The following is a 14,810-nucleotide window of genomic DNA, read 5'->3' on the forward strand; positions in this document are numbered from 1 at the left end:
GCGTATTCTTTTATCTAGCAGAAGAGGTGAATAGGATGGAAGGCGTTCAAGAAATGATTGTTGTGCTTGATTTTGGTAGTCAATATAATCAGCTAATTACTCGTCGTATCCGTGAATTCGGTGTTTATAGTGAGTTGCATCCACATACAATTACAGCTGAAGAGATTCAAAAAATGAATCCGAAAGGGATTATATTCTCTGGTGGCCCTAACAGTGTATATGGTGAAGGGGCTTTAAGTTGTGATGAGAAGATTTTTGATTTAGGTATTCCTGTGTTAGGTATATGTTATGGAATGCAGTTAATGACAAAACACTTCGGTGGAAAAGTAGACAAAGCTAATCATCGTGAATACGGTAAAGCAAAAGTAACGGTAACTAATAAGTCCTCTTTATATGAAAATCTTCCTGAAGAGCAAGTTGTATGGATGAGTCATGGTGACTTAGTAGTAGAAACACCAGCAGGTTTTGTGACGGATGTTACAACACCAACTTGCCCTATTGCAGGAATGAGTGATGAAGCTCGCAAATTATACGGAGTGCAATTCCATCCAGAAGTACGTCATTCTGTACACGGTAACGAATTGTTAAATAATTTTGTATTTGAAGTTTGTGGATGCTCTGACAGTTGGTCGATGGAAAACTTTATTGAAATCGAGATGGAGAAAATTCGCCAACAAGTAGGGGATAAGAAAGTTCTTTGTGCACTAAGTGGTGGCGTGGATTCCTCTGTAGTAGCGGTATTAATTCATAGAGCAATCGGTGACCAATTAACTTGTATCTTTGTTGACCACGGTCTATTACGTAAAAATGAAGCTGAAGGCGTAATGAAGACATTTAGTGAAGGTTTCAATATGAATGTCATTAAGGTCGATGCAAAGGATCGCTTTATGGATAAATTAAAAGGTGTATCAGATCCAGAGCAGAAACGTAAAATTATCGGTAATGAGTTCATTTACGTATTTGATGATGAAGCGGCTAAGTTAGAAGGAATTGATTACTTAGCTCAAGGTACTCTTTATACAGATATAATTGAAAGTGGTACAGCGACAGCACAAACAATCAAGTCTCATCATAACGTTGGTGGCTTGCCAGAAGATATGCAATTTGAATTAATAGAACCATTAAATACATTATTTAAAGATGAAGTACGTGCTTTAGGAACAGAATTAGGTATCCCTGATGAAATTGTATGGCGTCAACCGTTCCCAGGTCCAGGTCTTGGTATTCGTGTATTGGGTGAGATTACGGAAGATAAGTTAGAAATTGTTCGCGAATCTGATTATATTTTACGCGAAGAAATTATAAAAGCTGGTCTGGATCGTGATATTTGGCAATACTTTACGGTATTACCTGACATCCGTAGTGTAGGAGTAATGGGTGACCAACGTACGTATGATTATACAATTGGTCTTCGTGCAGTAACATCTATTGACGGCATGACTTCTGATTGGGCTCGTATCCCTTGGGATGTGTTGGAAACTATCTCGACAAGAATAGTTAACGAAGTAAACCACATCAATCGTGTAGTATACGATATTACGAGTAAGCCACCAGCAACAATTGAATGGGAATAATAACTATAAACGAACAATACGAACATTTTTAATTAAAATGTTCGTATTTTTTATTGACATAAATTTTATCTGGGAGTAATATAAGTATGTACTAATTAATAGTTTTTCATATGTCGTATAATCTCGGGGATATGGCCCGAAAGTTTCTACCAGGCTACCGTTAATAGCTTGACTACGAGATATGGTTAAATATAAATTGCCTCGTTTCTTAATTATAAGAAGAGAGTTTATATTTTTCTATATTCTCGCAAAGTTAAGCGCTCCTGGTAACCGGAGTGCTTTTTTTATTTTTAAAAACGAGGAGGAATAATTCTATGTTAAAACGTTACTTCGAATTTGAGAAATTCGGTACAAATTATAAAACAGAGTCAGTAGCTGGTATAACTACCTTTTTAGCAATGGCTTATATTCTAGTTGTTAATCCGATGTTCCTAACAGAGGCAGGAATGGATTACGGTGCTGTATTCACAGCTACAGCTCTTGCGGCTGCTATCGGTACGCTTATTATGGGGCTTTATGCAAAATATCCAATTGCACTAGCACCGGGTATGGGATTAAATGCATTTTTTGCTTTCTCGGTAGTTATAGGAATGGGAATCCCGTGGGAAACAGCGTTAGCGGGTGTGTTAGTATCCGGTTTAATCTTTATTGCAATTACAGCTGTAGGAATTCGAGAGAAGATAATTAATGCAATTCCTGCAGAATTAAAATATGCTGTTGGAGCGGGTATCGGACTATTTATTACGTTCATAGGGTTACAAAATGCAGGTTTAATTGTTGCGGATCCTGGTACGGTAATTGGTTTAGGTAATTTAAGAGATGGTAATGTATTACTCGCGGTATTTGGTCTAGTAATTACAGTAATTTTAATGGTAAGAGGTCTTAAAGGTGGTATTTTCATCGGGATGGTTATTACAGCCATCGTCGGAATGTTCGTCGGTTTAATTGATCGTCCAGAGGCAGTTGTAGGTTCAATTCCGAGTATGGAAACAACATTCGGTGCGGCTATTAGTAACTTAGGTGGAATATTCACCGTTCAAATGTTAGTAGTTATTTTAACTTTCTTGTTTGTTGACTTTTTTGATACAGCGGGTACTTTAGTAGGGGTTGCGAACCAAGCAGGCTTTTTGAAAGACGGAAAATTACCACGCGCAAACAAAGCTTTATTATCTGACTCGGCAGCTACTGTAGTAGGATCTATTTTAGGTACATCAACAACTACTTCTTATGTAGAGTCCACTTCGGGTGTTGCAGCTGGTGGAAGAACTGGTTTTGCTTCGGTTGTCACTGCGGGACTATTCCTGCTAGCGTTATTCTTCTCGCCGTTACTTTCTGTAGTTACAGCTCCAGTTACGGCGCCTGCGCTAATTATCGTTGGGGTATTAATGGTTTCTGCTTTAGGTAAGATTGACTGGGGTAAATTCGAAATAGCTGTACCAGCTTTTTTAACAATTATTATGATGCCGTTAACTTATAGTATTGCTACAGGTATTGCGATCGGATTCGTTTTCTATCCTATTACAATGCTTGTTAAAGGAAGAGGGAAAGAAATACATCCAATAATGTATGGTTTATTTATTATCTTTATTCTATACTTTGTTTTCTTGGCAGAATAAATTCGAGTTCTTTCTATAATAATAAATACAGTGGTGGGATTCTCTAGTAGAGTCCCGCTTTTTTATTTATTAGGGATTGTATGTGGGGTTTAACAACGGGCCCTAGTTGGATTTTTAGTAGATTCCTTATTATATTGAAGAGGGAATCGAACGCCGTAAAATTATATTAAAAAAGTAATTGACGTTATTTGTATGCCGTGTTATGATAAGTATCCGCCTGATTGAAGTGCTAATCAGTGCTTAAGCAATTAAAAATTACCTACAAATTTACCAGTTGAAATTAATAAGGTAACGTTGTAAGATAGTAATCTACCAAATGACAATGACTACTTCGAGAAAATTATTTTGAAAAAGTTATTGACTTAGAAGTTTTGATTTGGTAAGATAATAAAGTCGCTCTTGAGCGACACGTTAAAATGTTCTTTGAAAACTAAACAAAACAATAGCGTGCAAGTCGGTTTTTAAAAATCGACAAAACAATAAATTGACGATAAGTCAGCAAACATTTTGAGCAATCAAATACTCTACGGAGAGTTTGATCCTGGCTCAGGACGAACGCTGGCGGCGTGCCTAATACATGCAAGTCGAGCGAACTTCTTTAGAGCTTGCTTTAAAGAAGTTAGCGGCGGACGGGTGAGTAACACGTGGGCAACCTGCCTGTAAGACTGGGATAACTTCGGGAAACCGGAGCTAATACCGGATAATATATAGTACCTCCTGGTACTATATTGAAAGATGGTTTCGGCTATCACTTACAGATGGGCCCGCGGCGCATTAGCTAGTTGGTGAGGTAACGGCTCACCAAGGCAACGATGCGTAGCCGACCTGAGAGGGTGATCGGCCACACTGGGACTGAGACACGGCCCAGACTCCTACGGGAGGCAGCAGTAGGGAATCTTCCACAATGGACGAAAGTCTGATGGAGCAACGCCGCGTGAGCGATGAAGGCCTTCGGGTCGTAAAGCTCTGTTGTTAGGGAAGAACAAGTGCGAGAGTAACTGCTCGCACCTTGACGGTACCTAACCAGAAAGCCACGGCTAACTACGTGCCAGCAGCCGCGGTAATACGTAGGTGGCAAGCGTTGTCCGGAATTATTGGGCGTAAAGCGCGCGCAGGCGGTTTCTTAAGTCTGATGTGAAAGCCCACGGCTCAACCGTGGAGGGTCATTGGAAACTGGGAGACTTGAGTGCAGAAGAGGAGAGTGGAATTCCACGTGTAGCGGTGAAATGCGTAGAGATGTGGAGGAACACCAGTGGCGAAGGCGACTCTCTGGTCTGTAACTGACGCTGAGGCGCGAAAGCGTGGGGAGCAAACAGGATTAGATACCCTGGTAGTCCACGCCGTAAACGATGAGTGCTAAGTGTTAGAGGGTTTCCGCCCTTTAGTGCTGCAGCTAACGCATTAAGCACTCCGCCTGGGGAGTACGGTCGCAAGACTGAAACTCAAAGGAATTGACGGGGGCCCGCACAAGCGGTGGAGCATGTGGTTTAATTCGAAGCAACGCGAAGAACCTTACCAGGTCTTGACATCCTCTGCCACCTCTAGAGATAGAGCGTTCCCCTTCGGGGGACAGAGTGACAGGTGGTGCATGGTTGTCGTCAGCTCGTGTCGTGAGATGTTGGGTTAAGTCCCGCAACGAGCGCAACCCTTGTTCTTAGTTGCCAGCATTCAGTTGGGCACTCTAAGGAGACTGCCGGTGACAAACCGGAGGAAGGTGGGGATGACGTCAAATCATCATGCCCCTTATGACCTGGGCTACACACGTGCTACAATGGACGGTACAAAGGGCAGCAAAACCGCGAGGTCGAGCCAATCCCATAAAACCGTTCTCAGTTCGGATTGTAGGCTGCAACTCGCCTACATGAAGCCGGAATCGCTAGTAATCGCGGATCAGCATGCCGCGGTGAATACGTTCCCGGGCCTTGTACACACCGCCCGTCACACCACGAGAGTTTGTAACACCCGAAGTCGGTGGGGTAACCTTTTGGAGCCAGCCGCCTAAGGTGGGACAGATGATTGGGGTGAAGTCGTAACAAGGTAGCCGTATCGGAAGGTGCGGCTGGATCACCTCCTTTCTAAGGAAAATCACGCTCATTGTTTTGTTTAGTTTTGAGAGATCATTCTCTCTATTAATATTGCGCTTGCGTCTGCAAGTGAAATCCACGATGATGGATTCCTTAAGCAGCAAGAGTAGCATGAAGGTTAAGCTACGAAGCTAATCACGATGTGATTGAAGTCAGTAGCCATGTTCTTTGAAAACTAGATAATATAAGTAATCAAGATACATTCACAAGTATCGTTCATCTTAGTAATTTTCTAATGATAACAATTCGCTGTTATCGAAAACCGCTAATTTAATTAGCACATGGTTAAGTTATTAAGGGCGCACGGTGGATGCCTTGGCACTAGGAGCCGATGAAGGACGGGACTAACACCGATATGCTTTGGGGAGCTGTAAGTAAGCTTTGATCCAGAGATTTCCGAATGGGGAAACCCACTGCTCGTAATGGAGTAGTATCCTTACCTGAATACATAGGGTATGGAAGGCAGACCCGGGGAACTGAAACATCTAAGTACCCGGAGGAAGAGAAAGCAAACGCGATTTCCTGAGTAGCGGCGAGCGAAACGGAATTAGCCCAAACCAAGAGGCTTGCCTCTTGGGGTTGTAGGACACTCTATACGGAGTTACAAAAGAACGGGGTAAACGAAGCGACCTGGAAAGGTCTGTCATAGAAGGTAAAAACCCTGTAGTTGAAACCTCGTTCTCTCTTGAGTGGATCCTGAGTACGGCGGGACACGAGAAATCCCGTCGGAAGCTGGGAGGACCATCTCCCAAGGCTAAATACTCCCTAGTGACCGATAGTGAACCAGTACCGTGAGGGAAAGGTGAAAAGCACCCCGGAAGGGGAGTGAAAAGATCCTGAAACCGTGTGCCTACAAGTAGTTAGAGCCCGTTAATGGGTGATAGCGTGCCTTTTGTAGAATGAACCGGCGAGTTACGATTACGTGCAAGGTTAAGTTGATGAGACGGAGCCGTAGCGAAAGCGAGTCTGAATAGGGCGTCATAGTACGTGGTCGTAGACCCGAAACCAGGTGATCTACCCATGTCCAGGGTGAAGTTCAGGTAACACTGAATGGAGGCCCGAACCCACGCACGTTGAAAAGTGCGGGGATGAGGTGTGGGTAGCGGAGAAATTCCAATCGAACCTGGAGATAGCTGGTTCTCTCCGAAATAGCTTTAGGGCTAGCCTTGAGTAAAGAGTCTTGGAGGTAGAGCACTGATTGGACTAGGGGTCCTCATCGGATTACCGAATTCAGTCAAACTCCGAATGCCAAAGACTTGTTTCTCAGGAGTCAGACTGCGAGTGATAAGATCCGTAGTCAAGAGGGAAACAGCCCAGACCGCCAGCTAAGGTCCCAAAGTATACGTTAAGTGGAAAAGGATGTGGAGTTGCTTAGACAACCAGGATGTTGGCTTAGAAGCAGCCACCATTTAAAGAGTGCGTAATAGCTCACTGGTCGAGTGACTCTGCGCCGAAAATGTACCGGGGCTAAACGTATCACCGAAGCTGCGGACTGTTCTTACGAACAGTGGTAGGAGAGCGTTCTAAGGGCGTTGAAGCTAGACCGTAAGGACTGGTGGAGCGCTTAGAAGTGAGAATGCCGGTATGAGTAGCGAAAGAAGGGTGAGAATCCCTTCCACCGAATGCCTAAGGTTTCCTGAGGAAGGCTCGTCCGCTCAGGGTTAGTCGGGACCTAAGCCGAGGCCGAAAGGCGTAGGCGATGGATAACAGGTTGATATTCCTGTACCACCTCATTCCGTTTGAGCGATGGAGGGACGCAGGAGGATAGGGTAAGCGCACTGTTGGATATGTGCGTCCAAGCAGTTAGGCTGGATAAGTAGGCAAATCCGCTTATCCTAAAGGCTGAGCTGTGATGGCGAGGGAAATATAGTACCGAAGTTCCTGATTCCACACTGCCAAGAAAAGCTTCTAGCGAGGAATATGGTGCCCGTACCGCAAACCGACACAGGTAGGCGAGGAGAGAATCCTAAGGTGAGCGAGAGAACTCTGGTTAAGGAACTCGGCAAAATGACCCCGTAACTTCGGGAGAAGGGGTGCTCTGTTAGGGTGTTAAAGCCCGAGAGAGCCGCAGTGAATAGGCCCAGGCGACTGTTTAGCAAAAACACAGGTCTCTGCGAAGCCGTAAGGCGAAGTATAGGGGCTGACGCCTGCCCGGTGCTGGAAGGTTAAGGGGAAAGGTTAGCGCCTCGGCGCGAAGCTTTGAACCGAAGCCCCAGTAAACGGCGGCCGTAACTATAACGGTCCTAAGGTAGCGAAATTCCTTGTCGGGTAAGTTCCGACCCGCACGAAAGGCGTAACGATCTGGGCACTGTCTCAACCAGAGACTCGGTGAAATTATAGTACCTGTGAAGATGCAGGTTACCCGCGACAGGACGGAAAGACCCCGTGGAGCTTTACTGTAGCCTGATATTGAATTTTGGTACAGCTTGTACAGGATAGGTAGGAGCCTGAGAAGCCGGAGCGCTAGCTTCGGTGGAGGCGTCGGTGGGATACTACCCTGGCTGTATTGAAATTCTAACCCGCGAGCCTTATCGGCTCGGGAGACAGTGTCAGGTGGGCAGTTTGACTGGGGCGGTCGCCTCCTAAAGAGTAACGGAGGCGCCCAAAGGTTCCCTCAGAATGGTTGGAAATCATTCGTAGAGTGTAAAGGCACAAGGGAGCTTGACTGCGAGACCTACAAGTCGAGCAGGGACGAAAGTCGGGCTTAGTGATCCGGTGGTTCCGCATGGAAGGGCCATCGCTCAACGGATAAAAGCTACCCCGGGGATAACAGGCTTATCTCCCCCAAGAGTCCACATCGACGGGGAGGTTTGGCACCTCGATGTCGGCTCATCGCATCCTGGGGCTGTAGTCGGTCCCAAGGGTTGGGCTGTTCGCCCATTAAAGCGGTACGCGAGCTGGGTTCAGAACGTCGTGAGACAGTTCGGTCCCTATCCGTCGTGGGCGTAGGAAATTTGAGAGGAGCTGTCCTTAGTACGAGAGGACCGGGATGGACGCACCGCTGGTGTACCAGTTGTCTTGCCAAAGGCATAGCTGGGTAGCTACGTGCGGACGGGATAAGTGCTGAAAGCATCTAAGCATGAAGCCCCCCTCAAGATGAGATTTCCTTTAGCGCAAGCTAGTAAGATCCCTGAAAGATGATCAGGTTGATAGGTTCGAGGTGGAAGCGTGGCGACACGTGTAGCTGACGAATACTAATCGATCGAGGACTTAACCAATTTAAATGAACGATATGAATGATCTTGATGAAAATATATTATCTAGTTTTGAAAGAACAATTCTTTCAACTAAATATGTCTGGTGATGAAGGCGAAGAGGTCACACCCGTTCCCATACCGAACACGGAAGTTAAGCTCTTCAGCGCCGATGGTAGTTGGGGGCTGTCCCCCTGTGAGAGTAGGACGTCGCCAGGCAGGGAATAGATTTTTGGATCTATTCCTTTTTTATCCCAATACGTTACCAGATTTTAACACTTGAACCGTAAGGTTTAATAGGGTAAGATAAGAATCTATCGTTTCTATGTTAAAACTAGTGAATGACTTTTATAAAAAAAGTTGTTGACTTCCGAGATGGGAAATGATATATTAGTATAGTTGCTTTTGAGCGACGCGTTAAAATGTTCTTTGAAAACTAAACAAAACAATAGCGTGCAAGTCGGTTTTTAAAATCGACAAAACAATAAATTGACGATAAGTCAGCAAACATTTTGAGCAATCAAATACTCTACGGAGAGTTTGATCCTGGCTCAGGACGAACGCTGGCGGCGTGCCTAATACATGCAAGTCGAGCGAACTTCTTTAGAGCTTGCTTTAAAGAAGTTAGCGGCGGACGGGTGAGTAACACGTGGGCAACCTGCCTGTAAGACTGGGATAACTTCGGGAAACCGGAGCTAATACCGGATAATATATAGTACCTCCTGGTACTATATTGAAAGATGGTTTCGGCTATCACTTACAGATGGGCCCGCGGCGCATTAGCTAGTTGGTGAGGTAACGGCTCACCAAGGCAACGATGCGTAGCCGACCTGAGAGGGTGATCGGCCACACTGGGACTGAGACACGGCCCAGACTCCTACGGGAGGCAGCAGTAGGGAATCTTCCACAATGGACGAAAGTCTGATGGAGCAACGCCGCGTGAGCGATGAAGGCCTTCGGGTCGTAAAGCTCTGTTGTTAGGGAAGAACAAGTGCGAGAGTAACTGCTCGCACCTTGACGGTACCTAACCAGAAAGCCACGGCTAACTACGTGCCAGCAGCCGCGGTAATACGTAGGTGGCAAGCGTTGTCCGGAATTATTGGGCGTAAAGCGCGCGCAGGCGGTTTCTTAAGTCTGATGTGAAAGCCCACGGCTCAACCGTGGAGGGTCATTGGAAACTGGGAGACTTGAGTGCAGAAGAGGAGAGTGGAATTCCACGTGTAGCGGTGAAATGCGTAGAGATGTGGAGGAACACCAGTGGCGAAGGCGACTCTCTGGTCTGTAACTGACGCTGAGGCGCGAAAGCGTGGGGAGCAAACAGGATTAGATACCCTGGTAGTCCACGCCGTAAACGATGAGTGCTAAGTGTTAGAGGGTTTCCGCCCTTTAGTGCTGCAGCTAACGCATTAAGCACTCCGCCTGGGGAGTACGGTCGCAAGACTGAAACTCAAAGGAATTGACGGGGGCCCGCACAAGCGGTGGAGCATGTGGTTTAATTCGAAGCAACGCGAAGAACCTTACCAGGTCTTGACATCCTCTGCCACCTCTAGAGATAGAGCGTTCCCCTTCGGGGGACAGAGTGACAGGTGGTGCATGGTTGTCGTCAGCTCGTGTCGTGAGATGTTGGGTTAAGTCCCGCAACGAGCGCAACCCTTGTTCTTAGTTGCCAGCATTTAGTTGGGCACTCTAAGGAGACTGCCGGTGACAAACCGGAGGAAGGTGGGGATGACGTCAAATCATCATGCCCCTTATGACCTGGGCTACACACGTGCTACAATGGACGGTACAAAGGGCAGCAAAACCGCGAGGTCGAGCCAATCCCATAAAACCGTTCTCAGTTCGGATTGTAGGCTGCAACTCGCCTACATGAAGCCGGAATCGCTAGTAATCGCGGATCAGCATGCCGCGGTGAATACGTTCCCGGGCCTTGTACACACCGCCCGTCACACCACGAGAGTTTGTAACACCCGAAGTCGGTGGGGTAACCTTTTGGAGCCAGCCGCCTAAGGTGGGACAGATGATTGGGGTGAAGTCGTAACAAGGTAGCCGTATCGGAAGGTGCGGCTGGATCACCTCCTTTCTAAGGAAAATCACGCTCATTGTTTTGTTTAGTTTTGAGAGATCATTCTCTCTATTAATATTGCGCTTGCGTCTGCAAGTGAAATCCACGATGATGGATTCCTTAAGCAGCAAGAGTAGCATGAAGGTAAGCTACGAAGCTAATCACGATGTGATTGAAGTCAGTAGCCATGTTCTTTGAAAACTAGATAATATAAGTAATCAAGATACATTCACAAGTATCGTTCATCTTAGTAATTTTCTAATGATAACAATTCGCTGTTATCGAAAACCGCTAATTTAATTAGCACATGGTTAAGTTATTAAGGGCGCACGGTGGATGCCTTGGCACTAGGAGCCGATGAAGGACGGGACTAACACCGATATGCTTTGGGGAGCTGTAAGTAAGCTTTGATCCAGAGATTTCCGAATGGGGAAACCCACTACTCGTAATGGAGTAGTATCCTTACCTGAATACATAGGGTATGGAAGGCAGACCCGGGGAACTGAAACATCTAAGTACCCGGAGGAAGAGAAAGCAAACGCGATTTCCTGAGTAGCGGCGAGCGAAACGGAATTAGCCCAAACCAAGAGGCTTGCCTCTTGGGGTTGTAGGACACTCTATACGGAGTTACAAAAGAACGGGGTAAACGAAGCGACCTGGAAAGGTCTGTCATAGAAGGTAAAAACCCTGTAGTTGAAACCTCGTTCTCTCTTGAGTGGATCCTGAGTACGGCGGGACACGAGAAATCCCGTCGGAAGCTGGGAGGACCATCTCCCAAGGCTAAATACTCCCTAGTGACCGATAGTGAACCAGTACCGTGAGGGAAAGGTGAAAAGCACCCCGGAAGGGGAGTGAAAAGATCCTGAAACCGTGTGCCTACAAGTAGTTAGAGCCCGTTAATGGGTGATAGCGTGCCTTTTGTAGAATGAACCGGCGAGTTACGATTACGTGCAAGGTTAAGTTGATGAGACGGAGCCGTAGCGAAAGCGAGTCTGAATAGGGCGTCATAGTACGTGGTCGTAGACCCGAAACCAGGTGATCTACCCATGTCCAGGGTGAAGTTCAGGTAACACTGAATGGAGGCCCGAACCCACGCACGTTGAAAAGTGCGGGGATGAGGTGTGGGTAGCGGAGAAATTCCAATCGAACCTGGAGATAGCTGGTTCTCTCCGAAATAGCTTTAGGGCTAGCCTTGAGTAAAGAGTCTTGGAGGTAGAGCACTGATTGGACTAGGGGTCCTCATCGGATTACCGAATTCAGTCAAACTCCGAATGCCAAAGACTTGTTTCTCAGGAGTCAGACTGCGAGTGATAAGATCCGTAGTCAAGAGGGAAACAGCCCAGACCGCCAGCTAAGGTCCCAAAGTATACGTTAAGTGGAAAAGGATGTGGAGTTGCTTAGACAACCAGGATGTTGGCTTAGAAGCAGCCACCATTTAAAGAGTGCGTAATAGCTCACTGGTCGAGTGACTCTGCGCCGAAAATGTACCGGGGCTAAACGTATCACCGAAGCTGCGGACTGTTCTTACGAACAGTGGTAGGAGAGCGTTCTAAGGGCGTTGAAGCTAGACCGTAAGGACTGGTGGAGCGCTTAGAAGTGAGAATGCCGGTATGAGTAGCGAAAGAAGGGTGAGAATCCCTTCCACCGAATGCCTAAGGTTTCCTGAGGAAGGCTCGTCCGCTCAGGGTTAGTCGGGACCTAAGCCGAGGCCGAAAGGCGTAGGCGATGGATAACAGGTTGATATTCCTGTACCACCTCATTCCGTTTGAGCGATGGAGGGACGCAGGAGGATAGGGTAAGCGCACTGTTGGATATGTGCGTCCAAGCAGTTAGGCTGGATAAGTAGGCAAATCCGCTTATCCTAAAGGCTGAGCTGTGATGGCGAGGGAAATATAGTACCGAAGTTCCTGATTCCACACTGCCAAGAAAAGCTTCTAGCGAGGAATATGGTGCCCGTACCGCAAACCGACACAGGTAGGCGAGGAGAGAATCCTAAGGTGAGCGAGAGAACTCTGGTTAAGGAACTCGGCAAAATGACCCCGTAACTTCGGGAGAAGGGGTGCTCTGTTAGGGTGTTAAAGCCCGAGAGAGCCGCAGTGAATAGGCCCAGGCGACTGTTTAGCAAAAACACAGGTCTCTGCGAAGCCGTAAGGCGAAGTATAGGGGCTGACGCCTGCCCGGTGCTGGAAGGTTAAGGGGAAAGGTTAGCGCCTCGGCGCGAAGCTTTGAACCGAAGCCCCAGTAAACGGCGGCCGTAACTATAACGGTCCTAAGGTAGCGAAATTCCTTGTCGGGTAAGTTCCGACCCGCACGAAAGGCGTAACGATCTGGGCACTGTCTCAACCAGAGACTCGGTGAAATTATAGTACCTGTGAAGATGCAGGTTACCCGCGACAGGACGGAAAGACCCCGTGGAGCTTTACTGTAGCCTGATATTGAATTTTGGTACAGCTTGTACAGGATAGGTAGGAGCCTGAGAAGCCGGAGCGCTAGCTTCGGTGGAGGCGTCGGTGGGATACTACCCTGGCTGTATTGAAATTCTAACCCGCGAGCCTTATCGGCTCGGGAGACAGTGTCAGGTGGGCAGTTTGACTGGGGCGGTCGCCTCCTAAAGAGTAACGGAGGCGCCCAAAGGTTCCCTCAGAATGGTTGGAAATCATTCGTAGAGTGTAAAGGCACAAGGGAGCTTGACTGCGAGACCTACAAGTCGAGCAGGGACGAAAGTCGGGCTTAGTGATCCGGTGGTTCCGCATGGAAGGGCCATCGCTCAACGGATAAAAGCTACCCCGGGGATAACAGGCTTATCTCCCCCAAGAGTCCACATCGACGGGGAGGTTTGGCACCTCGATGTCGGCTCATCGCATCCTGGGGCTGTAGTCGGTCCCAAGGGTTGGGCTGTTCGCCCATTAAAGCGGTACGCGAGCTGGGTTCAGAACGTCGTGAGACAGTTCGGTCCCTATCCGTCGTGGGCGTAGGAAATTTGAGAGGAGCTGTCCTTAGTACGAGAGGACCGGGATGGACGCACCGCTGGTGTACCAGTTGTCTTGCCAAAGGCATAGCTGGGTAGCTACGTGCGGACGGGATAAGTGCTGAAAGCATCTAAGCATGAAGCCCCCCTCAAGATGAGATTTCCTTTAGCGCAAGCTAGTAAGATCCCTGAAAGATGATCAGGTTGATAGGTTCGAGGTGGAAGCGTGGCGACACGTGTAGCTGACGAATACTAATCGATCGAGGACTTAACCAATTTAAATGAACGATATGAATGATCTTGATGAAAATATATTATCTAGTTTTGAAAGAACAATTCTTTCAACTAAATATGTCTGGTGATGAAGGCGAAGAGGTCACACCCGTTCCCATACCGAACACGGAAGTTAAGCTCTTCAGCGCCGATGGTAGTTGGGGGCTGTCCCCCTGTGAGAGTAGGACGTCGCCAGGCAGGGAATAGATTTTTGGATCTATTCCTTTTTTATCCCAATACGTTACCAGATTTTAACACTTGAACCGTAAGGTTTAATAGGGTAAGATAAGAATCTATCGTTTCTATGTTAAAACTAGTGAATGACTTTTATAAAAAAAGTTGTTGACTTCCGAGATGGGAAATGATATATTAGTATAGTTGCTTTTGAGCGACGCGTTAAAATGTTCTTTGAAAACTAAACAAAACAATAGCGTGCAAGTCGGTTTTTAAAATCGACAAAACAATAAATTGACGATAAGTCAGCAAACATTTTGAGCAATCAAATACTCTACGGAGAGTTTGATCCTGGCTCAGGACGAACGCTGGCGGCGTGCCTAATACATGCAAGTCGAGCGAACTTCTTTAGAGCTTGCTTTAAAGAAGTTAGCGGCGGACGGGTGAGTAACACGTGGGCAACCTGCCTGTAAGACTGGGATAACTTCGGGAAACCGGAGCTAATACCGGATAATATATAGTACCTCCTGGTACTATATTGAAAGATGGTTTCGGCTATCACTTACAGATGGGCCCGCGGCGCATTAGCTAGTTGGTGAGGTAACGGCTCACCAAGGCAACGATGCGTAGCCGACCTGAGAGGGTGATCGGCCACACTGGGACTGAGACACGGCCCAGACTCCTACGGGAGGCAGCAGTAGGGAATCTTCCACAATGGACGAAAGTCTGATGGAGCAACGCCGCGTGAGCGATGAAGGCCTTCGGGTCGTAAAGCTCTGTTGTTAGGGAAGAACAAGTGCGAGAGTAACTGCTCGCACCTTGACGGTACCTAACCAGAAAGCCACGGCTAACTACGTGCCAGCAG

At 47.1% G+C, this 14,810-nt stretch carries 2 protein-coding genes, 7 rRNA genes and 1 riboswitch (1 of these 10 running past the window's edge); all 9 genes read left to right on the forward strand.

Going from position 1 to position 14,810, the window contains the following annotated elements; genetic code table 11:
* Window positions 1–35: 35 nt before the first annotated feature.
* Window positions 36–1,574, forward strand: coding sequence for a glutamine-hydrolyzing GMP synthase (guaA, locus tag O1A01_RS01670; protein WP_066415632.1), 1,539 nt, complete (start codon window positions 36–38; stop codon window positions 1,572–1,574).
* A gap of 93 nt (window positions 1,575–1,667) precedes the next feature.
* A riboswitch (purine riboswitch) is annotated at window positions 1,668–1,769 on the forward strand.
* A 119-nt stretch (window positions 1,770–1,888) separates the two neighbouring features.
* Window positions 1,889–3,190: an NCS2 family permease gene (locus O1A01_RS01675; RefSeq protein WP_270065430.1), complete on the forward strand. Its 1,302-nt coding sequence runs from the start codon at window positions 1,889–1,891 to the stop codon at window positions 3,188–3,190.
* A 523-nt stretch (window positions 3,191–3,713) separates the two neighbouring features.
* A 16S ribosomal RNA gene (locus tag O1A01_RS01680) occupies window positions 3,714–5,265 on the forward strand.
* A 292-nt stretch (window positions 5,266–5,557) separates the two neighbouring features.
* Window positions 5,558–8,492: ribosomal RNA gene (locus O1A01_RS01685) — 23S ribosomal RNA — on the forward strand.
* 78 nt (window positions 8,493–8,570) lie between these two features.
* Window positions 8,571–8,687, forward strand: a 5S ribosomal RNA gene (gene rrf, locus O1A01_RS01690).
* A 309-nt stretch (window positions 8,688–8,996) separates the two neighbouring features.
* Window positions 8,997–10,548: ribosomal RNA gene (locus O1A01_RS01695) — 16S ribosomal RNA — on the forward strand.
* 291 nt (window positions 10,549–10,839) lie between these two features.
* Window positions 10,840–13,774 (forward strand): 23S ribosomal RNA (locus O1A01_RS01700).
* Window positions 13,775–13,852: 78 nt separating this feature from the next.
* A 5S ribosomal RNA gene (rrf, locus tag O1A01_RS01705) occupies window positions 13,853–13,969 on the forward strand.
* A 309-nt stretch (window positions 13,970–14,278) separates the two neighbouring features.
* Window positions 14,279–14,810 (forward strand): 16S ribosomal RNA (locus tag O1A01_RS01710) (it continues 1,020 nt past the right edge of the window).
* The 16S, 23S and 5S rRNA genes sit together here, the layout of an rRNA operon.

This window comes from Sutcliffiella sp. NC1, from assembly GCF_027594365.1.
Taxonomy (GTDB): Bacteria; Bacillota; Bacilli; order Bacillales; family Bacillaceae_I; genus Sutcliffiella; species Sutcliffiella cohnii.